The organism is Aliirhizobium wenxiniae (assembly GCF_019511445.1).
Classification (GTDB): domain Bacteria; phylum Pseudomonadota; class Alphaproteobacteria; order Rhizobiales; family Rhizobiaceae; genus Neorhizobium; species Neorhizobium wenxiniae_A.
Map to the genome: position 1 here is coordinate 20,348 of NZ_JAEUAN010000026.1, position 25,322 is coordinate 45,669.

Sequence of the window (25,322 nt, forward strand, 5' to 3'; positions counted from 1 at the left end):
TCACAGTATATATCGATTGAATTTAAGTATTAATTCAAGTTCCGATTGACAGATTCGCAAATGCAGCCAAATATTATGCATGTGCCTAAAATAAGATCATAGCGTTGGCATCGGGAGGAAATAATGGCCATCGATATCATTGGCAGCGCGCCTTTTCGCGTGCCGGTTCTCGTTCGCATTGGACATGGTTCGTCGGAACGCGTGGAGAGTGCGTCGGATGCAATGCACTATCTTCGACACCGTTGGCCGACGGATCAGGGAAAGCACTATTTGCGTGCGGTTGCTGACTGCAAACAAGCTGCGGAGGGAGTTCTACCGGCAGAAGTGGCGAAGGAGTCCTTCATTTCAGCTGCCATTGAGGCCTATGTACTAGCTCAGTGATCCGGGACTTTAAATGTCCTTGGTCGCTGCGTGCTCTGCCAGCATTGCCGATTGAGAGCAGATATCGAGGCGTGTCAGTCATGCACTCTTGGCGTGCAATGACTTTCGACTAAATTGTCGCGGATATCTGGCGGTATGTGATCGCGCCCCTACCTCCTGCGTATCCACAGGAGGAAGTGATGAGGGTTCAGAAGTTCAATATCGCCGACGCCAAACTGGTCAAGTCTCCGGGGCAGAGCGCCGATATTTTCGTTGGAAATCTGATAGATGAACGGCATGGTGGACCGGTAACAATCGGATATGGCCGCTATGATCCCAACCAGACGCTGACGGAAACCATGATGGTTGACGATGTGATGATTGTCCTTCAAGGGCATCTGGTCATCTCGACTGGCGACGGTACCGTAACCGCCGGTCCAGGCGAGATAGTCTACATGCCGAAAGGCGCAGCAGTGACAATCACAACGGAGGGCGAAGCTGCGCTGACGGCTTACGTTACCTATCCGCACTGGGCCGAATTGCACGAGGACTAATAGGGGCAGCGTCAACAGGCAAAGTTCATTCTATAACCGGAACCATGCCGTTCCGGCTTCGGCCACTGATATCCTCATACTCGCCGCGGCTTGCCCGGTCGGAGATCCTCACGACAAAGAGTTTCATATAGGGCTCCCTGGCGGAGTGAGGTTCTCAACGTGTGGCGACACTGCTCAGCGAGTGGTACCACGCGAGTGCGTCCGCAGAGACGGGGGGCAGGCTTGCGGCCATGTTGCCGACATAGTCGCGCCAAGCCTGTAGATATTCCGGCTCAACCAAAGTCAGTACCGGAATATCCCGATTGACGGCCATCTCCAGAGCTGCGCGCAGGCCATGCCCGTCGGCTTCCGCCTTGCCGAAACGATTGAGTATGAGAATGTCCGCCGGTCGTTCCAGCCGCGAAAGGGCGCGCGCAGCGATATCCGCCAGAGCTCCGCTATCCAGTCGGCAGCTTGTCGCCGAAGCTCCGAGCGCCTGCATGATGCCGAATTGCTCGCCGGTCTCGATATCCTCAAGGACCGTATCTGAGGTCAAGCCGGCCGGTTTGGAGAGGTTTCGCTGCAGGTATCCTGCAACAATAATGCCTTCGGCCCTCAAGGCTTGCGCCACGACATCCAAAACCGCTGAGGAAGGTTGCCCTTCCCGAATTTCGATTGCTGCAAGCTTCTGCATGGCATGCCCATAAAGGATACTTGGCCAACTGGAGACGATCCCGCATTTGGCCATTGTCGCCAGCCTCTCTGGAACTAGCGCTTCACGGAGCATTTTGCCATGCGCAATTTGCAGCATGTTGGAAGATGCCTTTCGCCGTCCATGGAGTCGCCGGAAAACCTTGCCTCATGTTTTGACGTAAAGATTCTAGAGTCGAAAACAACACGAAAAGCAGCGGGAGCCGCGACGCCCGCGGCTCCCTTTGTCATTTGTCGCAGAATTATTGCGGGGTCAGGTCGAAGCCGAACCACTTCATCGACAATGTCTTCAACGTGCCGTCAGCCTTGGCGGCGGTGATGGCTTCGTCGAATTTGGCCTTCAGGGCCGTGTCGCTCTTGCGCAGGCCAACCGAGCTGCCGGCACCGAGGAAGCCACCCTGAAAACGCGGGCCGACGATTTCGATGTCGCTGTTGGTCGGCTTTTCGACGGCGGTCTTCAGATAGCCCATCGATGCCATGATCACGTCGACGCGGCCGGCGATCAGGTCAAGGTCATGCTGCTCGGTGGTCTTGTATTCGCGCTTTTCAACGGTGTCCTTGAGATATTCATCGATGAAGCGCGATGCGATCGAGGCGGTCTGAACGCCGATGATCTTGCCTTTCAGTAGCGGCTTCAGCTCTTCGACCGCCTTGCGTGCGCCTTCCTCATTGCTGGAAAGCGAATAAAGCGCGTCCTTCAGCGGCATGTTGGAAAGATCGCTGTCCTTCAACACGGCAAAAGCCTGGCCGGTGCTGCCGTAAGACATCGAGAAGTCGATGACTTCCTTGCGCTTTTCGGTGGCGGACATGCCGGCCATGATCGCGTCGAACTTGCCCGCGTTAAGCGCGGGGATCATGCCGTCGAAAGCCTGGGCAACGATCGTGCACTTGATCTTCATGTGGTCGCAGAGGTAGTGCGCCAGCTCGACATCGTAACCGTCCAACGTGCCGTCCGGCCTGGTGAGGTTATAAGGAGGGAATGCGCCTTCGGTGGCGATGGTGATTTCTGTCTTTTCCTGCGCAAAGGCGCCGGTCGCAAGTGTTGCAGCTGCGAAAATGCCGGCAGCCAGTGTCTTGATGATTTTCATTGTCGTTCCCCGTCTCCTTGTTGGGTATTCATTGGTCTTAGGCGCTGATGAATTTGCGAAAACGCTCCGACTGCGCGTTGGTGAACATCTCCTCCGGGCTGCCCTGCTCCTCGATGGCGCCCTGATGGAGAAAGATCACCCGGCTGGACACATCGCGGGCAAAGCCCATTTCGTGGGTGACGACGAGCATCGTGCGGCCTTCGTCGGCAAGCGAGCGCATGACACGCAGGACTTCTCCGACCAGTTCCGGGTCGAGCGCCGATGTCGGTTCGTCAAACAGCATGACCTTGGGACGCATGGCGAGTGCTCTTGCAATTGCCGCACGTTGTTGCTGGCCGCCGGAAAGATGCGAGGGATAATGATTGCGCTTGTCGGCAATGCCGACCTTTTCGAGCAGCTCTTCGGCCTCGGCGATCACGTCCGCTTTCGGCCGCTTCTGCACATGGATCGGCGCCTCGATGATGTTCTCGATCACCGTTTTGTGGGACCAGAGATTGAAGCTTTGGAACACCATGCCGAGTTCGGAGCGGATGCGCTCAACCTGCTTGCGGTCGACAATATGGCCGTGGCCTTTCGCATCGCGCTTGAGACCGATTTTTTCGCCGGCCACGCTGATATCGCCGGCATCCGGTGTCTCCAGCATGTTGATGCAGCGAAGCATGGTCGATTTGCCGGAACCGGATGAGCCGAGAATGGAGATGACTTCGCCTTCATGCGCCGTCAGGTCTATGCCTTTCAGCACTTCGACCGGGCCGAAGCTCTTGCGCAGTCCGCGGACCTCGATCGCAGGTGTGGTGGTGGGTGTCATTGCGGTCATTTCATTTCTCCTGCCGCAACGGGCTGAAGGCTGGGCGCTTGTCGCAGATGCGGGCTCAGGCGGTATTCGATCAGGACGACGATGCGGGTAAGCAGGAAATTGATGGCGAGATAGATCGCGCCTGCAACGATGAAGACTTCGATTGCCCGGTAGGTTTCGGAAATCAGCTTCGCGGCAACGCCCGTCACTTCCATGATGGTGATGATCGAGGCGAGCGAGGTCGCCTTGACCATGGAGATGATCTCGTTGGAATAGGCCGGCAGCGATTGGCGGATTGCTAAGGGCATGACGATGCGGCGGAACACCAGAAAACGCGACATGCCGCAGGCGCGTCCGGCCTCCACTTGGCCATGCGGCACGGAGAGCAGGCCGCCGCGAATGATTTCGGCGGAATAGGCGGCGGTGCAGAGCATCAGCGCGATGATCGCGCACCAGTAGGGATCGCGCAGAATGAACCAGAACATGCTGCGGCGTACGCCGCGGAACTGGCTGAGGCCGTAATAGATCAGGAAGATCTGCACGAGCAGCGGTGTGCCGCGGAAGACGAAAATATAGGCGCGGGCAAACCAGTCGAGCGGGGCAATGCCGGAAAGGCGGCAGAGCGCCAGACCGAGTGCGAGGACGGTTCCCAAAGCCACTGATGTTGCAGCCAGCTGCAGCGTCGTCGGAATTGCCGAGATCAGCGTGATAAACGTCTCGTAGAAAAACACGAAATCCATCAGCCCCTCCGGACACCGCGGGTGAACCGCTTTTCGCTGAACTGCAACAGCGCACCCGAAAGGGTCGAGATGGCGAGATAGATCATGGCGGCGATGAAGTAGAAGTCGAACGGGCGGCCGGTTGAGCCGGCACCGATTTGTGACTGGCGCAGCAGTTCGACGACGCCGGTAATCGATACGAGGGCGGATTCCTTCAGCACGATCTGCCATACATTGCCCATGCCGGGCAGGGCATAACGCAATGTCAGCGGCGCGATGATGCGGCGAAAGCGCAGGAAGGGAGGCATGCCGCAGGCAATCGCCGCTTCAAGCTCGCCGGCATGGACGGCTTTGTAGGCACCGCGAAACACTTCCGTCTGCTGCGCGCCGGAGGTGACGCCGACGGCGAGCGCACCGGCGAGAAAACCGGGAAAGCTGATGAAGCCGCTTGCGCCGAAGAGATGGCCGAAGGCGGAGATGACCGTGCTGCCGCCGAAATAGAAGAGATAGATGACGAGAAGATCAGGAATGCCGCGCAGTACCGTGGTGTAGGTGCCGGCAATGCCGCGGGCAACCGGCCCACCGGCAATCTTCGCCCATGCACCGAGCGCGCCGAAGACCATGCCGATGGCATAGCCCGCGAGCGCGATCAGGATCGTCATCATGGCACCGGCGGCAAGCGCCGGTCCCCAGCCGTCCGGCCCGCTGCCGATCAGATCGAGAAAGGAGGGCTGTGTCATGCAGCATCCTGGACGAGCGGGATCGGAGGATCGACGTCATCCGGGATCGGGTTGACGAAAGGCGTGCCTTCCAGGCGATAGGCGAAATCGGCCTTTGCCTCGGCAATCCGGTCGGGATTTGCGAAGAGATCGGCAGCCGTCGAGGCCATGACCTTGGCGGCATGGGCCATGCCCTTGTGGGCCGCCGGCAGCTTGCCCTGTGCGACCAGCTGCCAGGAATGGCCGGGCGTACCGATTGCGTAAGTGGCGCCGCGCACCTGGACGGTCGGAACCACCCAGCTGACGGTGCCGACATCCGTGGAGCCGACGATTGATGCGTCGCCGCTTTCCGGCGGGAAGATCACGTCGCAAAGCGATACGCCGGGGCGGGGCTTGAGGCCGAAACGCTGGAAGGACGACTTGATGTCGGCAGGCGTGAACGTTTTCTGGAATTCGGCAGCCTTGGCGCGATCCGCATCATCGAAATCCGGCAGGCCGATACGCTCGATATGGCTGTGCATCAGGGTTTCTAGCGGCGTGTTGCCGACGAGGTTGGCGTCACCGCTGATGATTTCGTTTCTGACTGTCGTGCCGGTCATCAGGGCAGCACCGGCTGCCACATCCTTGACGCGATCAACGAGTTCGAGAAGGTCCGGCAGGTCGCGGGCGCGCACCAGATAGCGCACGGTGGCGCGGGCCTGAACGACGTTCGGCGCATGGCCGCCGGTATCGGTGACGGCGTAGTGAATGCGTGCGCTCGACGGCATGTGCTCGCGCAGATAATTGACGCCGACATTCATCAACTCGACAGCGTCGAGAGCGGATCGTCCGAGATGGGGTGTGGCAGCCGCATGCGAGGCGCGGCCGGAGAAGTGAAAATTCAGCTCGTTGCAGGCAAGCGATACCGGATTGTTGACGCCGACAAAGGCGGCCGGATGCCAGCAGATGGCGATGTCGACGTCATCGAATACGCCGGCGCGAACCATGAAGCCCTTCGAGGAGCCGCCTTCTTCAGCCGGGCAGCCGTAGTAACGGATGCGGCCGGGCAGGTTGTTGGCAGCCAGATAATCCTTGACGGCGGCGGCAGCCAGCAGGGAGCCGGAACCGAGCAGGTTGTGCCCGCAGCCATGACCGTGACCGCCGTCGACCAGCGGACGCTCTTCGGCGAGGCCGGCTTCCTGGCTGAGACCGGGAAGGGCATCATATTCGCCGAGAATGGCAATGACCGGACCGCCTTCGCCAGCTTCGCCCATCACGGCTGTCGGCATGCCAGCAACATTGCGGGTAATGCGAAACCCCTCCGCTTCAAGCTGCGCCAGATGCGCCTCGCTGGAGGAGAATTCCTCGTAATTCACCTCTGGTGTGTCCCATACCTGGTCGCTGAGGCGCGTGTAATCGGGCGTCTTCTTGTCGATCAGTTCCCAGACGGCGTCGGAATTTTTCATGCTATCGGTCTTTTGTTGACAAAATTGGTACCAATCCTATTTACGGAATAACATTTGCGCAACATTTCTTTTTGATTATTTATTGTGCAGACGCGCGGGTTTTGAGAGTGGTGATGACGGGTTCTCTGACGGTAACCGAGACGGATGAGGAGCGGGATGCTACTCAATTGATCCTTCAGGATATTCAGTCGGGCGTATATGCACCCGGAACATGGCTCAAGCAGATCGATCTGGAGATCCGTTATGGTCGCGGCCGCAACGAAATCCGCCGTGCGCTCGATCGGCTGGCTTTGAAGCGTGTTGTCGAGCATGTCCCCAATCGGGGCTATCATGTCTATCTGAGCGATGGAAAGCAGTGGGACGATATCGCCGAGATCCGCATCATGCTGGAGACCGGTATTGCGGGAAAAGTGATTGCGCGCGCAACTTCCATGGATGTCTCAGTTCTCAGGGAGCTGGCCGACCGCTTCCAGGGCTTGCTTCATTCAGGCACGGTGCTTGAGCTCTATGAGGCAAATCTTGCTTTCCACCGCGCCTATGTCGATCTTGCCGGAAACGCGGAACTGCATAGCGTAATTGCGGAATTGCGCCAACGAACATCCTCGGCACCTGTTTCACAGTGGCATACGCGTTCGAGAATAGAGGTCTCGGCCGCTGAGCATCACCAGATGGTCAATGCCATCGAGCAGAAAGATGAGCCATGGCTGAAAACCCTCATCGAGCAACATATCCGGCAAAAATAGCCGCCCCGATCGTGTTGGAGATGAAGCACAATTGTGACGCGCGCGGCCGGCGGTCAATCTTGACGAGCGAAGGTCAAGCGCTTTACGGCCAGGAACAAGCAGTTTTCAATCTATTCCTAAAAGTTCACAATCTTACGGCACCCATAACCCGACGCTTTATAGAGCAGCCGATTTTCGGCCAACCAGCTCGTTTTTTTGGTTCATTATGATTCTACTCGCTCTTTTCGAACGCGCAGCTTTGATGCTGATGGTGTTGTTCTTTCTCGGGCGCACGCGCCTGTTCAAGAACGTGCTCTGGAAAGGCAAGCTCAGCGGGCCTGAGCTTGCTTTCCTGTCCGCCTTGTTTTCAGGCTTTGCTGTCGGTGGCACCTATATGGGTATTCCGGTCGAGGGCGCGCTGGTCAATGTTCGCACCATTGCCATCATGTCTGGCGGTATTCTCTTTGGCCCCTGGGTGGGTATGCCTGCCGGCATCATTTCCGGCCTGCACCGTTTTCTGATCGACATCCACGGCCCGTCGGCCACTGCCTGCCTGATCAGCAGCATCTGCGCCGGCCTGTTATCAACGGCGATCCATTACCGCGGCCGCCGCAGATGGCTTTGGCTGACCGGCAGCCTTGCAGGCATGGCCTGTGAGTGCCTGACCATGCTCCTCATCCTCCTCTTGGCGCCTGCCGGCGTCGGCACAGCCATCGTCTCCGAGATTGCCTGGCCGATGATCATCGGTTCCATGTGTACCGGCATGATCATCAAGCGCATTCAGGATATCGAGGACGAAAAGGAACTGACGGCTGCTCATGAGGCGCGGCTCGCACTCGTCATCGCCAACCGCACTCTGCCATTTTTTCAGAATGTGCAGGATGACACGCTGACCAAGGTTTGCGCGGTCATACACGAATGCCTTGAGGCGGACGCGGTGGCGATCACCGACCGCAATACGGTCCTCGCCTATGTCGGCCAGGGACACGAGTATTACGACGAACAAAAACACAAGCACCTGAGTGACCTGACCGCCGACGCGATCCGCAATGATCGCATCACCGTCGACAACAATCTGCATCGCTACCCGGCCGCGGATTTCCGTTCCGTTGCGATTGTCCCCTTACGAGAAAATGGCCTCGTCACCGGCACGCTGAAAATCTTCTTCACCAAGCCGGACATGATCACCGACTCGCTGCGTGAACTCGGCGTCGGCCTGTCGCAGCTGATCTCCACGCAAATCGAGCTTTCGCGAGTGAAGGCCTTGCGCGAAATGGCGGCAAAGGCGGAATTTCGCGCACTTCAGAGCAAGATAAATCCGCATTTCCTCTTCAATGCGCTCAACGCGATCTCGTCTCTGGTTCGCCTTCGCCCCGACGAAGCACGGCAGGTCATTGCCAAACTCGCGGATTACCTGCGCCAGAACCTGTCGCTCAGCGATGGCATGATCGATATTCAGGACGAACTGCGGCAGGTGCGCGACTATGTGGCGATCGAACAGGCGCGTTTCGGCCCCAAACTGACGGTCACCTTCGACATAGACGACGTGAATATCGATATACCGAGCCTGACGCTCCAGCCGCTTGTTGAGAACGCCATCCTGCACGGCATCCAGTCACAGCCGCGTCCGGGCGAAGTTCATATCGCGGTCAAACGCCAGGCCGATCGGGTCAGTGTCATCGTTCGTGATACGGGCAAAGGTATTGATCCTGACGTGATCAAAGCGGTCGTCAATGGCGAGGCTGTGCGCGACCGGATCGGTTTGATGAATGTGAATGAGCGGTTGAAATTGCTCCATGGCAAAGGTTTGAACATCCAGAGACTCGAGCCCGGCACTTCGGTTAGTTTCGATCTGCCGCTCGAAAGCGGGGATGCAACATGAAGGCCCTGATCGTCGAGGACGAATATCTGGCGCGCGACGAACTGAAATGGCTGATTGGAAGCCATAGTTCCATCGAAGTTGTCGCAACGCAGGAGGATGGTCTCGCAGCCCTTCGCTATCTGCAGGAGAACGATCTCGACGTCGTATTCCTCGACATCAACATTCCGTCCATCGACGGGATGACGTTGGCGCGCACCCTGCACAAGCAGGCCAATCCACCAAAGATCGTCATCGTCACTGCCTATAAGGAACATGCCGCAGAAGCCTTCGAGCTGGAAGTCTTCGATTATATTCTCAAACCGTTCAACGAGCAGCGTGTTGCCAACACGCTGAAGAAGCTGGAAAGCCAGCCGAACTCGGCAGTCTTGCCGGAGTTGCCGCATCAACCACCTGCACCTGTCAAGCGAACCGTCAACATTCCCCGCAAGGATAGTATCCTCGTGCTGCCGGCCGACCTGATCTATTACGCTCGCGCCGACGAAAAGCTCACCTATGTCCATACCGTCAAAGGGCATTTCGTCATTCCGACAAGCATCGGTGATTTTGCCGAGAAGCTGCCGGCGGACACATTCTTCCGCTGCCACCGGTCATGGTGCATCAACACGGCCAAAATTCGCGAGATCTCGCCCTGGTTCAACGGGACCTATGTGATCAAGCTGCACAATTTCGATGATGTCGAAATTCCTGTCAGCCGGTCTCATCTGAAAGAGTTCAGGCAGCTCATGCAGCTCTGACTGCCGTCCATTCCAGCGATCGTGCAGTTCACGCCTTTTTCGAACAGGGGGAATAAAGAGGGTCTTAGGTTTTCTCCATATTCATAAAGGAGGAAACGCGGATGACCGCTCTTTCCAATTCAAAGCGTTATTTCACACTTGTCGGCACCATTTTGTGCCAGTTCGGCCTCGGTTCGGTCTACACTTGGAGCCTGTTCAACGAAAAGCTCTCGTCGAAACTCTCGGAGCCACTCACCCAGGTTGCTTTCACTTTCGGTCTCTTAAGCCTGGCGCTCGCCGTCGGTTCGTCACTGTCGGGCCGCCTGCAGGATAAGTTCGGTCTGCGCACCGTTGCCATCACAGCAGGCCTCACCCTCGGCCTTGGCCTTTATCTCACCTCGACCGCAAGCAATCTGACGCTGCTTTACATCTATGGCGGCCTTCTCGTCGGGGCGGCTGATGGTGCGGGTTATCTCCTGACCCTGTCGAACTGCGTCAAGTGGTTCCCCGAGCGTAAGGGGCTGGCTTCGGCCTTTGCAATCGGCGCCTATGGTCTTGGCAGTCTCGGCTTCAAATACCTGAACCTGGAACTGATCAACCGCTTCGGGATGGAGAGCGCCTTTGGCATATGGGCAATCGCAGCTTTGATTTTGGTCGTAGGTGGTGCGCTTTTGATCAGCGAGGCTCCTCAAACAAGCGCGCAGACCATCAGCGGCGGCGCCAGGGATTACACACTGGCCGAGGCTGTCCGCCAGCCGAGATACTGGCTGCTGGCCTTGATGTTCCTCACCGTTTGCATGAGCGGTCTCTATCTGATCGGTGTCGCCAAGGATGTCGGCGAGCGTTATGTAGGCCTCTCGGGTTCGGTTGCCGCCGATACGGTCGCCATCATCGCCGCCGCAAACCTTCTCGGCCGTCTGGTGCTCGGCATCCTTTCGGACAGGATCGCCCGCATTTACATCATCAGCATAGCCATCGGCTGTGCACTGACCGGCATGGCGATGCTGCTCTTCGTTCCTTTGAACGAATACTCGTTCTTCTTCGCGGTCGCCTGCGTCGCCTTCTCGTTCGGCGGCACCATTACCGTCTATCCCGGGCTGGTCAGTGATTTCTTCGGCCTGACAAACCTCGCCCCCAACTACGGCCTGATCTATCTCGGCTTTGGTATCGGCAGCGTCATCGGCTCGATTGTCTCGTTTGCGCTGGGCGGCTTCCTGCCGACTTTCTATCTTTCACTTCTGCTGCTGTTCGCCTCGCTTCTGTGCTCGATCAGCCTGTGGCCAAGTCTGTCGCATAAGGTAACGACTGCAACAGCCCATTGAAGCTGAGATACCCTCAATCGTGACGCTGTTCGCTGCAAGGCGGGCGGCGTCACGCGCTGTCGCGGATCATCAGCTTTCCCTGGAACAGCCGATCGAAATCCCGATCTTCCTCGCTGCCGAGAACTTTTACGAGGTACTCGGCCATATCCGTCAGCGGCTGGCGGTATGTGGTAAGGCGATAATTGGCGCCCTCCGCCTGTGGCACGTCATCGAAACCGGTAATCGCTATGTCCTGCGGAATGCGCAGGCCGAGCTTATGACGGATGACATCGGTGGCGCCGATGGCGAGCGCGTCATTTTCGCAGACAAGGATATCCGGCAGCGTCGCCTTGTTGCGGCCGGCGAGTGCGTTTTCGACTATACCCGCAGCAAGGGTCGGATCGTAAGCCGACACGGAAACGGTCTCCGGCTCGCTGCCGAAATGCTGACGCCAGTAATCGACGAACGTCTCCTTGCGCAGCAGATGCGCAGACGAAGTGCGCGGACCTGCCAGAAACATAGGCCGGCGAAAACCGCGCTCGTGCACGTAGTTGGCTATTTCCTTCATGGCATGGACGTCATCGACCGCAATCGAAATCGTATTCGGGTTGCGCGAGGTGCGCGCGAAGATGATCAGCTTGCGAAACCGGCGAGCGTGCAGTGCCGTATCCAGAACCTCGTCGTCGAACTGGATACCGATCAGGATGACGGCATCGACCCGGCGCTGGCTGGCGTTGAGAAGCGCATGGCCGGCATCGGCGCGGTCCAGCGTATTCACGAGCAGAATATCCCAGCCTTCACGGCGCAGGATGCGTGTCAGCCGCTCCATCATCACAAGCTTGTGCGGATTGGCGAAATCGTCGATCAGCAATGCCACCAGATTGGAGCGATCCGAGGCAAGGCTTGCAGCGCGAAGGTCCGGCACGTAGCCTAGTCGTTCGGCGGCTATACGTACTTTTTCCAAACTCTTTGAAGAGATCGACGCATCCTTGCGGAAGGCGCGGTTGACCGTCCAGCGCGAGACACCGGCCTCGGCTGCCACATCGTCGGCGGTGATGTTTCCCGCAAAAGCGGGCTTCTTCTCATCCGGCATTCCCATCTCCCGAATCCGTCAGGCATCGGTTCTCGCATACATAACGGTTTTTTCGATCGCTCTGAAATTAATTTTGCTCCCGCGAGCAAAATGTCCTTGCTCGCGGGAGCAAAACTTGCAATGTTCAATTCCAAGGCGGTCGGGAGCTGCCTTTTGGGAGGAATAGAGTGCTGAAAATCGGATTGCTCGGCGCGGGCCGCATCGGTCGCGTGCATGCCATCAACATTGCCAATCACGCCCGCAGCCAGCTGGTTGCCGTGTCGGACGTGAACGAGGACGCGGCGCGTTCGCTTGCTGATGCTTATGGCGCAAAGGCTGTCAGTTCGGAGGCTATACTGGCGGATGCGTCAATCGATGCCGTGCTGATCGCCACCTCGACCGATACCCATTCAGACCTTATCGAAAAGGCGACTGCGGCCGGTAAGGCGGTGTTGTGCGAAAAGCCTGTCGACCTTTCGCTGGAACGGGCGCAACGCTGCCTCAACTCGGTGCATGGCACGGGAGTGCCTGTGATGATCGGCTTCAACCGCCGTTTTGATCCGAATTTTTCTGCGATCAAGGCATCGATCACCGCGGGTGAGATTGGAAAGCCTGAGCTTCTGTCGATCACCTCTTTCGATCCGGCCCCGCCGCCGGTAGCTTATGTCAAAGTATCCGGAGGACTGTTCCGCGATATGATGATCCACGATTTCGACATGGCGAACTTTTTGATGGGCGATGCGCCGAAGACGGTCCACGCCGCCGGCACGTCGATCGTCGACCCAGAGATCGGCAAGGCCGGCGATGTCGATACGGCGGTGGTAACGCTCACCTATGCCGATGGTCGCATCGCCGTGATCAAGAACAGCCGTCGAGCCGTCTACGGTTATGACCAGCGCGTGGAAGTCCTTGGTTCTGAAGGTCTGCTGTCTGCCGGTAATGTGCTGGAAAATACCGTATCCAAGGCAACCAAGCAGGGCGTGACCAGCGCCAAGCCCGAGTTCTTTTTCCTTGAGCGCTATATGCGCGCCTATGCGGCGGAGTGGAATGCATTTGTCGCGACCATCCTGGATGGCGCGGCCAATCCGGTTTCGCTGAAGGACGGCGTTGCTGCACTCGCACTTGCCGAGGCTGCCACTCAATCGGCGAAGTCAGGCCAAGCGGTTTCATTGGCCTGATGGGTCGAGCGTGACTGCCTATGCCGTCACGCCAAAAAAGATTGCTGCGGAGCAGGGGAGTGTGCCGCGGGCTATCGGTTCCGGTCCCGCATGACCGGATGGACGGGGCGCCTGGGAGTGGCGCTTTTGAACTCAACTGGGAGGAAGTCATGAAGAAATTGCTTGCAGCAGCAGCAACGGTCGTACTCGTTGCTGCCGCGAGCCCTGTGCTTGCCACGGATATCATCGTGGTCGCACACGGCCAGGCCAACGATCCGTTCTGGTCGGTGGTGAAGAACGGCGCCGAAAAAGCCGCCAAGGATACCGGCGTCAATGTCTCGTTCCGCTCGCCGGAAACGTTCGACATGGTGGCGATGGGCCAACTGATCGACGCAGCGGTCAATCAGGACCCCGACGGGCTTGTCGTCTCGATACCGGATGCCGATGCGCTCGGTCCGGCGATCAAGCGTGCCGTCGAGGCCGGAATTCCGGTCATCTCGATGAACTCCGGCTCCGACGTTGCCCATAAGCTTGGCGCGAAACTGCATGTCGGCCAGTCCGAATTCGATGCCGGCAAGGTTGCCGGTGCTCGGCTTGCGGAAATGGGCGGCAAGAAAGCAATCTGCGTCAACCAGGAAGTCGGCAACGTCTCGCTCGATCTGCGTTGCGCCGGTTTTACCGAAGGCTTTGGCAAGCAGGTGACGGTGTTGCCGACGACCAATGATCCGACGGAAGTCGAAGCGAAGGTTCGCGCTGCTCTTGAGTCCGACAAGGACGTCAATGTCGTGCTGTCGCTCAACGCGTCGCTGGTTGGCGAACCTGCCGTCAAGGCCGCACAGGCGCTCGGCCGCGATGACGTGCTGATCTCCACCTTCGACATGTCCGCCGGCTTCCTCAAGGATATCGCCGACGGCAAGGCGGCATTCTCCATCGATCAGCAGCAATACCTGCAGGGCTATCTGCCGGTCTCATTCCTGGCATTGAATGCGCAATACGGTTTGATCCCCGGTGGGGACGTTGCCTCCGGTCCGAACCTCGTGACCAAGGAAACGGCAGAACAGGTTATCGACCTGTCGTCCAAAGGCATCCGCTAATCAAAATCGCTCTCCGGGCCGCCGCTCCTTAAGGCTGCGGCCCGGCCAACGATCAAGGAGACAGGCCAATGGCGGCAGAAACGCTGGCGCGAGCGGACGAGCGCATCAAATCTGAAACCCTCGCAACAAAACTTATGAAACGGCCGGAACTCGGTGCCATCGGGGGCGTCGTTCTCGTCACAATCTTCTTCATGATCACCGCAGATAGCACCATGTTCACGCTGTCGGGTGTGATGAACTTCATGACCCCGGCAGCCCAGCTGGGTATCCTCGGCATTGCCGCCGCACTTCTGATGATCGGCGGTGAATTCGACCTGTCGATCGGTTCCATGGTTGCCTTTGCGGGCATGGTCTTTGGTGTCTTCGTCGTCAATGTCGGCATGCCGCTTGTCATCGCCATTCCTCTGACGCTTGCCATTGCCGCAGCACTTGGCGCCACCAATGGCATGGTCGTGCTGCGCACCGGCCTGCCGTCCTTCATCGTTACGCTTGCCGGCCTTTTTATCTTGCGCGGTGCAGCCCTTGTCGGCTTGAAAATGTTCACCGGTGGCTCCACCCAGCTGCGCGGCATTCGTGAAGCCGTCGAAGGAGATTTTCTCGCTCCGATCTTTTCCGGCGATGCATTCGGCTTCGTCATGCGCTGGCTGGCGGAAGCGGGCATTGTCGATAGCTTCAAATCCGGTGTGCCTAAAGTGCCGGGCGTGCCGGTCGAAATCCTCTGGTTCGTAGCCTTTGCCGCAATCGCCACCTACGTGCTCTTGCGCACCCCCATCGGCAACTGGATCTTTGCCACGGGCGGAGACGCTCTTGCCGCCAAGAATTCCGGTGTTCCTGTTCGCCGCGTGAAAATTTCGCTGTTCATGCTGACGGCAATGGCAGCCGCTCTCGTCGCCATCATCACCGTCATCGATGCCGGTTCCACCGATGCGCGCCGCGGCTTCATGAAGGAATTCGAGGCGATCATCGCTGCCGTCATCGGTGGCTGCCTGCTGACGGGCGGTTACGGTTCCGCCATCGGCGCTTTCTTCGGCGCGATCATTTTCGGCATGGTCACGATCGGGCTGACCTACACGAAATTCGATCAGGACTGGTTCCAGGTGTTCCTCGGCGCGATGCTTCTGCTCGCCGTCATCTTCAACAACGTCATCCGCAGACGTGTGACCGGGGAGCGCTGAAACATGTCCACTCCGATCATCCATATGGAAAACATCAAGAAGCACTATGGCAATGTCATTGCGCTCAACGGTGTGACTTTCGATGTGCGGGCCGGAGAGTGCCATTGCCTGCTTGGCGATAACGGTGCCGGAAAATCCACCTTCATCAAGACCATGTCGGGTGTACACAAGCCGACAGAAGGCTCGATTACCTTCGAAGGAAAACCGCTTTCCTTCGGCAGCCCGCGCGATGCGATGGAAGCGGGCATCGCCACCGTCTTTCAGGATTTGGCAATGATCCCGCTGATGTCGGTCACGCGCAATTTCTTCATGGGGCGTGAACCGACCAAGGGTAAAGGCCTGTTCAAGCGCTTCGACCTCGACACCGCCAACGACATCACCATGGCGGAAATGCGCAAGATGGGCATCAATCTGCGTGGTCCCGATCAGGCGGTCGGCACGCTTTCGGGCGGCGAACGGCAGACGGTGGCAATTGCCCGCGCCGTCTATTTCGGGGCCAAGGTGCTGATATTGGATGAGCCGACATCGGCGCTCGGTGTGCGCCAGACGGCCAATGTGCTCGCCACCATCAACCGTGTGCGGTCGCAAGGTGTGGGTGTCGTTTTCATCTCCCACAATGTGCGCCACGCCATGGCAGTCGGGGATCGGTTCACGGTCCTCAATCGTGGCCAGACACTCGGCACCGCCACACGCGGAGAGATCGATGCCGCGCAGCTGCAGGACCTGATGGCGGGCGGGCAGGAAATGGCGGAGCTCGAAGGTTCGCTGGGTGGAACGATATGAGGCATCCGGCATGGTAACCTCTCACACTCTTTCCGATCATTCCCTTGGGGTCGCGCTGATCGGCACCGGCTTTATGGGGAAATGCCATGCCATGGCCTGGCGCAATGTCTCCGCCGTTTTCGGCGGAGCGCATCACCGACTGGAAGTACTCTCGGATGCCTCTGCTGACAGTGCGGCGCGGTTTTCCCGCCAATTCGGGTTTGCTCGTTCCACGGACCGCTGGGAGGAAGCGGTCACCGATCCGAAGGTCGATGTCGTATCGATCACAGCCCCGAACGGCATGCACAGACCGATGGCCGAGGCGGCGCTGAAAGCCGGAAAACATGTTTGGCTGGAAAAACCGATGGCGCTGACGCTTGGCGATGCTGAAGCGATGGCGGCATCGGCTGAAGCGCGTCCGGCGCAGGTAACGATCCTCGGGTACAACTACCTCAGGAGCCCTGCCTTTCAGGCAGCGCGAAATATGATCCGCGATGGTGTGATCGGCAGGCCACTCGCATTTCGTGGTGTCTATGACGAGGATTATTCCGCCGACCCGCTCCTCCCGTGGTCTTGGCGGATGACTCACGAAGGTGGCGGACTGGGTGCGCTTGGCGATCTCGGCTGCCACCTCGTGAGCCATATGCTGGCGCTGATGGGGCCGGTGACCGAGTTGGTCGCCCAGACCCAGGTCGCTGTTCCCACCCGGCCATCACCGGACGGTTCCAAAGCTGTCGAGAACGAAGACAGCGCGCTGGCGCTCATTCGTTTTGCCTCTGGGGCGCAGGGCTCATTTGCCACCTCGCGGGTTGCCCGCGGGCGCAAATGCCGCCTGCAATGGGAAGTGCACGGAAGCGACGGCACGCTCGTGTTCGATCAGGAAAACATGAACGAACTCTGGGTTCATCGCACCGGCGAGGCCGGTTTCGTGCGGCATCTGACTGGTCCCGACCAGCCGGATTTTGCAGCCTTCTGCCCAGCTCCCGGGCACAATTTCGGCTTCAATGAACAGAAGGTCGTCGAGGCGCGCGACCTGCTGGTTGCTATCGCCGGAGGGCCGAATTCCGGCCCGGATTTCGCCCATGGTCTGGAGATCGAGAAGGTCATCCACGCCATGGCGGTTTCCAACGGCCGCGCCATAAGTCTGGAAAGGCAAATGATGTGACCAAAAAATTTGACGTGATTACCATCGGTCGTGCCGGCGTCGATCTTTACGGCGCACAGGTCGGCGGTCGTCTGGAAGATATGGGGACGTTCGAGAAATATATCGGCGGCTCCCCCACCAATATCGCCTGCGGAAGCGCGCGGCTGGGACTAAAGACGGCACTGATCAGCCGTGTTGGTAACGAGCATATGGGACGCTTCATTCTCGAGCAGTTGAAGCGCGAGGGCGTTTCGACCGAGGGGGTGAAGACCGATCCCGACCGGCTGACCGCGCTGGTCATTCTCGGTATCCGCGATGACACGCAGTTTCCGCTGATCTTCTATCGCGAGAACTGCGCCGACATGGCGCTCTGCGAAGACGATATCGACGAGGATTTTATTGCCTCGGCCCGCGCCGTTGTCGTCACCGGCACGCATCTCAGCAATACCCGCACGGAAGCCGCCGTGTTGAAGGCGTTGCGGCTGGCACGCAGGCATGGCCTGCGCACTGCGCTAGATATCGACTATCGCCCCAATCTTTGGGGTGTCGCCGGTCATGGCGATGGCGAAAGCCGGTTTGTCGAAAGCGCCAAGGTCACCGCCAAGCTGCAGACGACACTTGATCTGTTCGATCTGATTGTTGGCACCGAGGAAGAGTTTCATATCGCCGGTGGCTCGACCGATACGCTGGTGGCGCTGAAAGCGGTGCGCGCGGTCAGTGCCGCCACGCTGGTATGCAAGCGCGGTCCTCTCGGCGCCACGGCATTTGAAGGTGCCATTCCGGCAAGCCTCGATGATGGGCAGAGCGGGCAGGGTTTTCCGATCGAGGTGTTTAATGTTCTCGGCGCTGGCGACGGTTTCTTTTCCGGTCTTTTACGGGGGTGGATGACCGGTGAGGATTGGCCGACCTCGCTGAAATTCGCCAATGCCTGCGGTGCGTTTGCCGTCAGCCGCCATGGCTGCACGCCCGCTTATCCGAGCTGGGAAGAACTGCAATTTTTTCTGAAACGTGGTGTCGTGCGGCCAGATCTGCGCAACGATCCTGAACTTGAACAATTGCATTGGTCGACCACAAGGCAGAGGCGTGTCGATGGCGACTGGTCGAGCATGCGCGTCTTTGCCTTCGATCATCGTGTGCAGCTGGAGCAGATGCCCGGTTACACGTTGCAGAAAGGTGCTGAATTCAAGGAGCTTTGCCTGCAGGCGGCGCTTCGCGTGCAGGCGGGAAAACCGGGTTACGGCATTTTGTGCGACAACCGTATCGGTCGTTCGGCGCTGCATCGTGCATCCGGCTCCGGCCTGTGGATCGGTCGCCCCGCCGAGTGGCCTGCCTCGCGGCCGCTGACGCTGGAGCCGGAACTGGGCAGCGATTGCGGCACCCTTTCGGAATGGGCGCGTGAAGATGTCGTCAAGGTTTTGTGTTTCTGCCACCCGGACGATGGCTCTGCCCTTCGCCGCGAGCAGGAGGTGACCGTCAAACGGCTATTCGAGGCCGCGCGGCGCAATCGGCTGGAATTCCTGCTGGAAATCATCTCTTCCAAGGTCGGAGAGACCGACGACCACACGGTCGCGACGCTGATCCATCAGTTTTATGCCGCCGGGATTTATCCCGACTGGTGGAAGCTGGAGCCGATGAAAACGGCAACAGCTTGGCGCAATGCCATCGCCGCCATCGAGGCGCACGACTGCCACACGCGCGGCATTGTCGTGCTCGGTCTCGATGCGCCGGAAGCGGAATTGTCCACAAGCTTCGAGGTCGCCGCGCAATTCGATCTGGTCAAGGGCTTTGCCGTTGGCCGCACGATCTTTGGCGATGCCGCACGGCGCTGGCTCGGCGGTGAAATCACGGATTCCGACGCCGTCGAGGACATGGCGAAACGCTACGAGCGTCTTTGCCGCATCTGGGAAACGGCACGCATGAAGGCAGGGGAAAAGGCAGCATGAACACGGTAAGACTGACGGCAGCGCAGGCCATGGTGAAGTGGCTTTCGGTGCAGCTGACCGAAGAGGGCGAACGTTTTGTCGATGGCGTCTGGGCGATTTTCGGCCATGGCAATGTCGCGGGTCTCGGCGAGGCGCTGCAAAAGGCGGGTAACGGCCTGCCGACCTGGCGCGGCCAGAACGAACAGACCATGGCACATGCCGCCATCGCTTACGCCAAGGCGAAAAAGCGTCGGCGCGTACAGGCGGTCACCTCGTCCATCGGACCGGGTGCAACCAATATGGTGACAGCTGCTGCTCTGGCTCACGTCAACCGTCTGCCGGTGCTGTTGATCCCCGGTGACGTGTTTGCCAACCGCCGTCCCGACCCGGTTCTCCAGCAGGTCGAGGATTTTGATGACGGCACGGTTTCGGCCAATGACTGCTTCCGCCCGGTCAGTCGTTATTTCGACCGCATCACCCGCCCAGAACAATTGCTGACAGCCTTGCCACGTGCCTTGCGCGTCATGACCGATCCGGCCAATTGCGGGCCGGTGACGCTTTCCTTTTGCCAGGATGTGCAGGCGGAAGCTTATGACTGGCCGGAAGCCTTTTTCGAGCCGAAAATATGGCGCATTCGCCGCCCGGAACCCGATGTCCATGACCTTGAAGCAGTCGCAAAGCTGATTTTGGCGGCCAAAAGCCCGGTTATCGTGGCCGGTGGCGGCGTCATCTATAGCGGTGCCGAGCAGGATCTTGCCGATTTTGCCACCCGTCATGCCATTCCGGTGATCGAAACCCAGGCAGGCAAGTCGGCTTTGGCGCAAAGCCATCCGATGAATTTCGGCGCTGCTGGCGTCGATGGTTCGGCGGCGGCCAATGCGCTTGCCCGCAAGGCCGATCTGGTGATCGGTGTCGGCACGCGTTTTCAGGATTTCACCACCGGTTCGTGGTCGCTGTTCGAGGCACAAGGCCGCAAACTCGTGTCGATCAATGTGCAGGCCTATGACGCTGACAAACACGGTGCCATCGGGCTGGTTGCCGATGCCAAGGTGGCGCTTGCCGCTCTCGGGGCAAAACTGGGCAGCCACAAGGCTCCAGCACCGGATGCCGTATCGCGTGCGGTCTGGCTGGCAGCTGTCGATCGTCATTGCGCGGCCCCAACGCAAGCAGGTCTGCCAACCGATGCACAGGTGATTGGCGCGGTGCAGCGGGCAACTGGTGAAAACGCCATCGCCATGTGTGCGGCAGGCACCATGCCGGGCGCTTTGAAACTGCTCTGGCAGCCGAGCCAATGCGGTTACCACATGGAATACGGTTATTCCTGCATGGGCTATGAGATCGCCGGGGCCATGGGGCTGAAACTGGCACGGCCGGATCGTGAAGTGATCTGCTTTGTCGGTGATGGTTCCTACATGATGGCCAATTCCGAACTGGCAAGCGCCGTCATGCGGCGGGTGCCGTTTACCGTCGTGCTGACGGATAACCGCGGTTACGGCTGCATCAACCGGCTGCAACGCGGCACCGGCGGCGAAGCCTTCAACAATCTCTATCAGGACTGCAATATCGAGCAGCAGCCCGAAATCGATTTTGTTGCCCATGCCGGTTCGATGGGGGCTTTTGCCGTGAAGGCGAAGGACATTGCCGATCTGGAGGCGCAGATCGCCTCTGCCCGTGCCCGAGATATCCCGACTGTCATCGTGATCGATACCGACCCGACCGACGGGCCGGGTTTTGGCGATGCCGGTCATTGGTGGGACGTGGCAGTGCCGGAAGTCGGAAGCACCGAAAAATTGAAGCAGGCCTACGCTGGCTATCTTGCGAGCGCCGCCAAGCAGAACACCGTCAATTGAGGAAAATGACATGATACGCTTCGGCACCAACCCTATTGCCTGGGCCAATGACGACGACCAGAGCCTTGGCGCAACTATTCCGACAGAACAGATTTTGAAAGAGGCAAGTGAGATCGGTTTCGACGGCATCGAGAACGGTCACCGCTGGCCCTCCGACCCGCAGGCGCTCAAAGATCTGCTCGGGTCCTATGGTCTTGCTTTCATTTCCGGCTGGTATTCGCTCAACCTTCTGACGCAATCGGTGGAAGAGGAAAAGAAGGCGATCCAGTCGCATCTCGACAGGCTAAAGCACAACGGCTGCACGGTCTGCATCGCCTGCGAAACCTCAAACAGCGTGCAGGGTTTGCAAAAGCCGTTGTCTGAAAGCCCTGTGCTTTCCGATGCCGAGATGAAGGCTTTTGGCGCGAAGGTCGAGGAACTGGCGGCCTTTACCGCAAGCCAGGGTATCAAGCTGGTCTATCATCACCATATGGGAACCGTTGTCGAAACCCCGGAAGAGATCAACGCCTTCATGGCGGCGACGGGGCCTGAAACGCGGCTGCTGTTCGATGCCGGTCACTGCTATTTCGGTTCAAACGGCGATGATCCAACACCCATTCTTGCCAAATATATTGATCGCGTCAGCCATTTCCACGCCAAAAATGTGCGTCCGGCCGTCATGCGGCAGGTGCGCGGAGAAGGCCTGTCCTTCATGGATGGTGTGCGCGCCGGTGTCTTTACCGTACCGGGAGATGAGGAAGGCGGGGTGGATTTCGAACCACTGCTGAAACTTCTGAAAGGCGCTGATTATCGAGGCTGGATCGTTATCGAGGCGGAGCAGGACCCGGATGTCCGCAACCCCTTCCAGTACCAGTCACTCGGTCTGAAGACCTTGAAGGCTGCTGCCGCAAAAACCGGTCTCATCTGAGAGCATAGCAGGAGTTTCAAATGCCAAACCTTCTCCACCGTCCTTTCGGCAATCACGGCAAGGTTCACGAGATCACACCGGCCTCTGCCGGGTGGCGTTACGTCGGCTTCTCTCTTTACAAGCTTCGAAAAGGCGAGACGGCAGCGGAAACGACCGGTGATCGCGAGGTCATTCTGGTCATGGTTGAAGGAAAGGCGGTGCTGGAGGGTGCGGGCAAGCAGTGGGGCGTGTTGGGAGAACGCATGAGCGTTTTCGAAAAATCGCCGCCCCATTGCCTCTATCTGCCGAATGGCCGCGCGTGGAAGGCGGTGGCGGAAACCGATTGTGTCATCGCCGTCTGCACGGCGCCCGGTAAAGGCGGGCATGAAGCACGCCGCATCGGCCCGGAGGGTATCACCCTCACCCAGCGAGGTGAGGGTACCAATACCCGCTATATCAACAACATCGCTATGGAAAACGAGGATTATTGCGATAGCCTGCTGGTGACGGAAGTGTTCACGCCCGCCGGTCACTGGTCGAGTTATCCCAGTCATCGCCATGACGAGGATGATTTTCCGCGCATCACCTATCTGGAAGAGACCTATTATCATCGTCTCAATCCCGCCGATGGGTTCGGCATCCAGCGGGTCTATACCGACGATCTGCAACTGAATGAAACCATGGCGGTCCACGATGGCGATGTCGTTTGCGTGCCGCGCGGGCACCACCCCTGCGGCGCTCCGCACGGTTTTGAAATGTATTACCTCAACGTCATGGCCGGTCCCTTGCGCAAATGGCGGTTCGTCGCCGCGCCACCGGTCGAGCATCTGATGCGCTGAACTTTCATCCACAGGAACTGAACGATGAACCAACCTTTTACGCTGGCCGCGTGCGCGGAAATGCTCTGGCGTGAACGCCCGATCGAGTGGCGTTGCGCCAGGCTTAAGGAGATGGGTTTCGAAGTGGGGCTTTGGAACTGGCCGGAGCATGACCTTGCCGCACTCGAAAAATCGGGCGCCACCTTCTCGATCATGAACGGCTATCTGACCGGCCGACTGGCTGACGACGAGGGGGCTGACGAGTTGTTGCGCTCAGCGCGCGAGACCGCACAGGTCGGCAAGCGGCTTGGCGTTGCCCGCCTCAACCTGCACGGCACCGGGCTCGGCGAGGGCGGGCTGCCGGTTCGCCCGAGCGAGGTGGTGAGCGGGCGCATGTGGCTGAAGGCGCGCGACACGCTGGCGCGCATCGCCGACATGGCGGAAGAGGAAGGGGTGGTCTATACGCTCGAAAACCTCAACCTTCCCGTTGACCATCCCGGCACGCCATTTGGCCGGGCAGAGGACACGCTGGCGCTGGTCGAAAGCGTCAATCACCCGCGCCTGAAGCTCAATCTCGACCTCTATCACCTGCAGATCGGAGAGGGGAACCTGATCGAAACCTGCCGCAAATGCCTGCCGTGGATCGGCGAGGTGCAGGTGGCTGATGTGCCGGGGCGGTGCGAGCCGGGTACGGGAGAGATCAATTATGCAGGTGTCGCCAAAGCACTGGTGGATATGGGGTATTGCGGTCCGGTGGGAATGGAGGCTTTCGCATATGATAGCCCGGAAAAGGCGCTTGAAGCGTTCAGAGCAGCTTTTAGCCCGATATAGTGCAAGCCGCAGTGTTGGCGTGCCATCCCCGAGATCCGATTTCGATCTCGTTTTAAGGATCATTTACTCTTCTATCAAATAGGGATATTGTATATCCGTAATTAGCCCCTGCCGGATACTCTGCATGATCCTGAAAAGCCAAGTGGAATGGGCGCTTCACTGTTGCGCCATTCTGTCCAGCCTGCCCGAAGGCCGTTATCTTTCGACCAAGGCCCTGGCTGAACTGCATGGGCTTCCGAAGGAATATCTCTCAAAAGCCTTGCAAAGCCTGTCGCAAGCCGGCCTCGTTCATACCACACTCGGCCCGTCCGGAGGATACCGTCTGGCCAAGGCTCCAAATGAGCTTACCTTTTTGGATGTCGTGGAGGCCGTTGAAGGCGGCGGCCGCACGTTTGTGTGCCAGAATATCCGCGCGAACAATCCATGCCGGCCGAAGGGCTTTTGTGAAAGCGGCCCCTGTGCCGTTGCGAGGGTCATGTGGGAGGCGGACGAGGCGTGGAGATCTGCGCTTCGCAAGGTCACGTTCGCCGATCTGGTCCAAACCCTGGAAGCCGAGGTCGATCCGGCGATCTGGTCAGGCACTTTCCAGTGGGTGCTCAAGCGCGCGGGATAGGGGGGCGACGACCGCCGTCTCTCTGCCGCCATCAGTCGTCGGCACGATGAGATAGGCATGTGCCGGCATCGCCAGTTTGAGGCCATTGGCGGCACAATGCCGGCTTACGACATCGATGACCTCGTTGCGTGCCGGGGTTCTATTGGCCGGACTGGTGACGCGGAACTGGAATTCCACATCGATCGCGATTGCATCAATGCCCTTGAACGCGACGATAGGTTTGGGTGTCTGGACTATACGCTGACACTCGTCCAATGCTGCCTTCAAGACGGCTTCAACGATGAACGGCTGCCGGTCTATTGCAATGCGCATGAACAGCGTGACGAGATGTGTTTCGTCCGGACGGGTAAAATTGGTCAGGCTGACCTTTGCCAAGGCACTGTTGGGAAGAACGACAATGTTATTGGCCGGTGTCAGGAGCTGTGTCGAACGCCAGTCGTTCTGCACGATGCGCCCCTCCGTTCCATCGGCCAACTGTATCCAGTCTCCTATTGTAAAGGGGCGGCCGAGTGTCAGCGCAATGCCGGAAAAGACATCACCCAGCGTGTTCTGCAATGCCAGGCCGAGAATGATGGCGACGACGCCTGAGGTTGCGACAAGCGTCCCAATCGGGGCGCCGAAGACGAAACCTGTGATCGAGAGCGCCACTCCGAGATAGACCCCGGCGACGATCAGGTCCTGGATCAGCCTTGCCTCCTGAGGCCGGCGATCGAGTACGATGTAAAGTCTAACAAAACCGATCGTCGCCCAGGCCAGATGCACCCACCAGAGGATTCTTGCGGATGTGCCGAGATAGGCTGGAATTCCGTTCGCTTCGCCAGTGGTTACACGATGAGGAAGGATGCCGGCCGAAACAAGAACAGCCGTCATCGAAGCAAAGAACAGAATCTGGACGATCAGGCGCGCTGTTGGTCGTGCTTTGCCTTGGACATGCCAAACGAGAATGCCAATTATCCCAAGGGCATTGACCGTCGCAAATGTGGTTGAGGAAATGGTATCGAACATGTCT

Annotated in this window: 25 protein-coding genes; 17 read left to right on the top strand and 8 right to left on the bottom strand. The window is 58.7% G+C overall.

The window, feature by feature from the left end; all coding sequences use genetic code 11:
- Window positions 1-123: 123 nt before the first annotated feature.
- Window positions 124-381 (top strand): DUF982 domain-containing protein, encoded by a 258-nt coding sequence (locus JNB91_RS25250; protein WP_220328242.1) that lies wholly within the window; start codon window positions 124-126, stop codon window positions 379-381.
- Window positions 382-560: 179 nt separating this feature from the next.
- Window positions 561-914, top strand: a complete 354-nt coding sequence (locus tag JNB91_RS25255; protein ID WP_220328243.1) for an AraC family ligand binding domain-containing protein — start codon at window positions 561-563, stop codon at window positions 912-914.
- Window positions 915-1,068: 154 nt separating this feature from the next.
- Here the strand turns inward: JNB91_RS25255 and JNB91_RS25260 are convergent, their stop codons facing one another.
- The 6 genes from JNB91_RS25260 to JNB91_RS25285 form a co-directional block, all read right to left on the bottom strand.
- Entirely contained in the window at window positions 1,069-1,587 is a 519-nt protein-coding gene (locus JNB91_RS25260; RefSeq protein WP_220328244.1) for a DUF2478 domain-containing protein, read from the bottom strand.
- 259 nt (window positions 1,588-1,846) lie between these two features.
- Window positions 1,847-2,692, bottom strand: a complete 846-nt coding sequence (locus JNB91_RS25265) for a transporter substrate-binding domain-containing protein (protein ID WP_220328245.1) — start codon at window positions 2,690-2,692, stop codon at window positions 1,847-1,849.
- A gap of 37 nt (window positions 2,693-2,729) precedes the next feature.
- Window positions 2,730-3,509: an ABC transporter ATP-binding protein gene (locus JNB91_RS25270; RefSeq protein WP_430736361.1), complete on the bottom strand. Its 780-nt coding sequence runs from the start codon at window positions 3,507-3,509 to the stop codon at window positions 2,730-2,732.
- The gene (locus JNB91_RS25275) at window positions 3,506-4,228 is read right to left on the bottom strand and encodes an ABC transporter permease (protein ID WP_220328246.1); all 723 of its coding nucleotides are present in this window, start codon (window positions 4,226-4,228) and stop codon (window positions 3,506-3,508) included. Before JNB91_RS25275 ends, JNB91_RS25270 begins: the two co-directional genes overlap by 4 nt.
- Window positions 4,228-4,947, bottom strand: a complete 720-nt coding sequence (locus tag JNB91_RS25280) for an ABC transporter permease (RefSeq protein WP_220328247.1) — start codon at window positions 4,945-4,947, stop codon at window positions 4,228-4,230. The genes JNB91_RS25275 and JNB91_RS25280 overlap by 1 nt, the downstream gene beginning before the upstream one ends.
- Window positions 4,944-6,371 (bottom strand): M20 family metallopeptidase, encoded by a 1,428-nt coding sequence (locus tag JNB91_RS25285; protein WP_220328248.1) that lies wholly within the window; start codon window positions 6,369-6,371, stop codon window positions 4,944-4,946. The genes JNB91_RS25280 and JNB91_RS25285 overlap by 4 nt, the downstream gene beginning before the upstream one ends.
- A 113-nt stretch (window positions 6,372-6,484) precedes the next feature.
- On the opposite strand from JNB91_RS25285, the gene JNB91_RS25290 reads away from it, so the two are divergent.
- From JNB91_RS25290 to JNB91_RS25305, 4 genes are all read left to right on the top strand, one after another.
- The gene (locus tag JNB91_RS25290; RefSeq protein ID WP_220328249.1) at window positions 6,485-7,114 is read left to right on the top strand and encodes a GntR family transcriptional regulator; all 630 of its coding nucleotides are present in this window, start codon (window positions 6,485-6,487) and stop codon (window positions 7,112-7,114) included.
- Window positions 7,115-7,319: 205 nt separating this feature from the next.
- Window positions 7,320-8,975 carry a LytS/YhcK type 5TM receptor domain-containing protein gene (locus tag JNB91_RS25295; RefSeq protein ID WP_220328250.1) on the top strand — a complete coding sequence of 552 codons (1,656 nt, stop codon included), beginning with the start codon at window positions 7,320-7,322 and terminating at the stop codon, window positions 8,973-8,975.
- Window positions 8,972-9,709, top strand: coding sequence for a LytR/AlgR family response regulator transcription factor (locus tag JNB91_RS25300; RefSeq protein ID WP_220328251.1), 738 nt, complete (start codon window positions 8,972-8,974; stop codon window positions 9,707-9,709). The genes JNB91_RS25295 and JNB91_RS25300 overlap by 4 nt, the downstream gene beginning before the upstream one ends.
- Window positions 9,710-9,810: 101 nt before the next feature.
- Window positions 9,811-11,010, top strand: coding sequence for an MFS transporter (locus JNB91_RS25305; RefSeq protein ID WP_220328252.1), 1,200 nt, complete (start codon window positions 9,811-9,813; stop codon window positions 11,008-11,010).
- Window positions 11,011-11,059: 49 nt separating this feature from the next.
- Here the strand turns inward: JNB91_RS25305 and JNB91_RS25310 are convergent, their stop codons facing one another.
- Window positions 11,060-12,082: a LacI family DNA-binding transcriptional regulator gene (locus tag JNB91_RS25310; protein WP_220328253.1), complete on the bottom strand. Its 1,023-nt coding sequence runs from the start codon at window positions 12,080-12,082 to the stop codon at window positions 11,060-11,062.
- Window positions 12,083-12,249: 167 nt separating this feature from the next.
- On the opposite strand from JNB91_RS25310, the gene iolG reads away from it, so the two are divergent.
- The 11 genes from iolG to JNB91_RS25365 all read left to right on the top strand — a co-directional run bounded on the left by iolG (window position 12,250) and on the right by JNB91_RS25365 (window position 24,313).
- Window positions 12,250-13,239, top strand: coding sequence for an inositol 2-dehydrogenase (iolG, locus tag JNB91_RS25315; RefSeq protein ID WP_220328254.1), 990 nt, complete (start codon window positions 12,250-12,252; stop codon window positions 13,237-13,239).
- Between the two features lie 149 nt (window positions 13,240-13,388).
- Complete coding sequence (locus tag JNB91_RS25320; RefSeq protein WP_220328255.1) at window positions 13,389-14,312, top strand: sugar ABC transporter substrate-binding protein; 924 nt, start codon at window positions 13,389-13,391, stop codon at window positions 14,310-14,312.
- 68 nt (window positions 14,313-14,380) lie between these two features.
- Window positions 14,381-15,487 (top strand): ABC transporter permease, encoded by a 1,107-nt coding sequence (locus JNB91_RS25325; protein ID WP_220328256.1) that lies wholly within the window; start codon window positions 14,381-14,383, stop codon window positions 15,485-15,487.
- A gap of 3 nt (window positions 15,488-15,490) precedes the next feature.
- A complete protein-coding gene (locus JNB91_RS25330) occupies window positions 15,491-16,270 on the top strand; it encodes an ATP-binding cassette domain-containing protein (protein ID WP_220328257.1) in 780 nt (259 codons plus the stop codon).
- Window positions 16,271-16,280: 10 nt separating this feature from the next.
- Window positions 16,281-17,414 (top strand): Gfo/Idh/MocA family protein, encoded by a 1,134-nt coding sequence (locus JNB91_RS25335; RefSeq protein ID WP_220328258.1) that lies wholly within the window; start codon window positions 16,281-16,283, stop codon window positions 17,412-17,414.
- Window positions 17,411-19,336, top strand: a complete 1,926-nt coding sequence (locus JNB91_RS25340) for a bifunctional 5-dehydro-2-deoxygluconokinase/5-dehydro-2-deoxyphosphogluconate aldolase (RefSeq protein ID WP_220328259.1) — start codon at window positions 17,411-17,413, stop codon at window positions 19,334-19,336. The genes JNB91_RS25335 and JNB91_RS25340 overlap by 4 nt, the downstream gene beginning before the upstream one ends.
- A complete protein-coding gene (gene iolD, locus JNB91_RS25345; protein ID WP_220328260.1) occupies window positions 19,333-21,165 on the top strand; it encodes a 3D-(3,5/4)-trihydroxycyclohexane-1,2-dione acylhydrolase (decyclizing) in 1,833 nt (610 codons plus the stop codon). The genes JNB91_RS25340 and iolD overlap by 4 nt, the downstream gene beginning before the upstream one ends.
- A gap of 10 nt (window positions 21,166-21,175) precedes the next feature.
- Entirely contained in the window at window positions 21,176-22,072 is an 897-nt protein-coding gene (gene iolE / locus JNB91_RS25350; protein ID WP_220328261.1) for a myo-inosose-2 dehydratase, read from the top strand.
- Window positions 22,073-22,092: 20 nt separating this feature from the next.
- Window positions 22,093-22,890 carry a 5-deoxy-glucuronate isomerase gene (gene iolB / locus JNB91_RS25355; protein WP_220328262.1) on the top strand — a complete coding sequence of 266 codons (798 nt, stop codon included), beginning with the start codon at window positions 22,093-22,095 and terminating at the stop codon, window positions 22,888-22,890.
- A 24-nt stretch (window positions 22,891-22,914) separates the two neighbouring features.
- The gene (locus JNB91_RS25360) at window positions 22,915-23,700 is read left to right on the top strand and encodes a TIM barrel protein (RefSeq protein WP_220328263.1); all 786 of its coding nucleotides are present in this window, start codon (window positions 22,915-22,917) and stop codon (window positions 23,698-23,700) included.
- A gap of 124 nt (window positions 23,701-23,824) precedes the next feature.
- On the top strand, window positions 23,825-24,313 hold the full coding sequence (locus tag JNB91_RS25365) for an RrF2 family transcriptional regulator (protein ID WP_220328264.1): 489 nt from the start codon (window positions 23,825-23,827) through the stop codon (window positions 24,311-24,313).
- Here the strand turns inward: JNB91_RS25365 and JNB91_RS25370 are convergent.
- Window positions 24,275-25,318, bottom strand: a complete 1,044-nt coding sequence (locus JNB91_RS25370; protein WP_220328265.1) for a mechanosensitive ion channel family protein — start codon at window positions 25,316-25,318, stop codon at window positions 24,275-24,277. The genes JNB91_RS25365 and JNB91_RS25370 overlap by 39 nt on opposite strands.
- Between the last annotated feature and the right edge of the window lie 4 nt (window positions 25,319-25,322).

Excerpts from the sequence above, each read along its gene's own strand:
- JNB91_RS25275 (WP_220328246.1), bottom strand. The coding sequence starts at position 4,228 with ATGGATTTCGTGTTTTTCTACGAGACGTTTATCACGCTGATCTCGGCA.
- iolB (WP_220328262.1), top strand. The coding sequence starts at position 22,093 with ATGCCAAACCTTCTCCACCGTCCTTTCGGCAATCACGGCAAGGTTCAC.
- JNB91_RS25330 (WP_220328257.1), top strand. The coding sequence starts at position 15,491 with ATGTCCACTCCGATCATCCATATGGAAAACATCAAGAAGCACTATGGC.
- JNB91_RS25365 (WP_220328264.1), top strand. The coding sequence starts at position 23,825 with ATGATCCTGAAAAGCCAAGTGGAATGGGCGCTTCACTGTTGCGCCATT.
- JNB91_RS25310 (WP_220328253.1), bottom strand. The coding sequence starts at position 12,082 with ATGCCGGATGAGAAGAAGCCCGCTTTTGCGGGAAACATCACCGCCGAC.
- JNB91_RS25280 (WP_220328247.1), bottom strand. The coding sequence starts at position 4,947 with ATGACACAGCCCTCCTTTCTCGATCTGATCGGCAGCGGGCCGGACGGC.
- JNB91_RS25285 (WP_220328248.1), bottom strand. The coding sequence starts at position 6,371 with ATGAAAAATTCCGACGCCGTCTGGGAACTGATCGACAAGAAGACGCCC.
- JNB91_RS25255 (WP_220328243.1), top strand. The coding sequence starts at position 561 with ATGAGGGTTCAGAAGTTCAATATCGCCGACGCCAAACTGGTCAAGTCT.
- JNB91_RS25295 (WP_220328250.1), top strand. The coding sequence starts at position 7,320 with ATGATTCTACTCGCTCTTTTCGAACGCGCAGCTTTGATGCTGATGGTG.
- iolD (WP_220328260.1), top strand. The coding sequence starts at position 19,333 with ATGAACACGGTAAGACTGACGGCAGCGCAGGCCATGGTGAAGTGGCTT.
- JNB91_RS25360 (WP_220328263.1), top strand. The coding sequence starts at position 22,915 with ATGAACCAACCTTTTACGCTGGCCGCGTGCGCGGAAATGCTCTGGCGT.
- JNB91_RS25300 (WP_220328251.1), top strand. The coding sequence starts at position 8,972 with ATGAAGGCCCTGATCGTCGAGGACGAATATCTGGCGCGCGACGAACTG.
- JNB91_RS25270 (WP_430736361.1), bottom strand. The coding sequence starts at position 3,509 with ATGACCGCAATGACACCCACCACCACACCTGCGATCGAGGTCCGCGGA.
- JNB91_RS25325 (WP_220328256.1), top strand. The coding sequence starts at position 14,381 with ATGGCGGCAGAAACGCTGGCGCGAGCGGACGAGCGCATCAAATCTGAA.
- JNB91_RS25370 (WP_220328265.1), bottom strand. The coding sequence starts at position 25,318 with ATGTTCGATACCATTTCCTCAACCACATTTGCGACGGTCAATGCCCTT.
- JNB91_RS25335 (WP_220328258.1), top strand. The coding sequence starts at position 16,281 with ATGGTAACCTCTCACACTCTTTCCGATCATTCCCTTGGGGTCGCGCTG.
- JNB91_RS25320 (WP_220328255.1), top strand. The coding sequence starts at position 13,389 with ATGAAGAAATTGCTTGCAGCAGCAGCAACGGTCGTACTCGTTGCTGCC.
- JNB91_RS25260 (WP_220328244.1), bottom strand. The coding sequence starts at position 1,587 with ATGCAGAAGCTTGCAGCAATCGAAATTCGGGAAGGGCAACCTTCCTCA.
- JNB91_RS25250 (WP_220328242.1), top strand. The coding sequence starts at position 124 with ATGGCCATCGATATCATTGGCAGCGCGCCTTTTCGCGTGCCGGTTCTC.
- JNB91_RS25265 (WP_220328245.1), bottom strand. The coding sequence starts at position 2,692 with ATGAAAATCATCAAGACACTGGCTGCCGGCATTTTCGCAGCTGCAACA.
- iolE (WP_220328261.1), top strand. The coding sequence starts at position 21,176 with ATGATACGCTTCGGCACCAACCCTATTGCCTGGGCCAATGACGACGAC.
- JNB91_RS25290 (WP_220328249.1), top strand. The coding sequence starts at position 6,485 with ATGACGGGTTCTCTGACGGTAACCGAGACGGATGAGGAGCGGGATGCT.
- JNB91_RS25305 (WP_220328252.1), top strand. The coding sequence starts at position 9,811 with ATGACCGCTCTTTCCAATTCAAAGCGTTATTTCACACTTGTCGGCACC.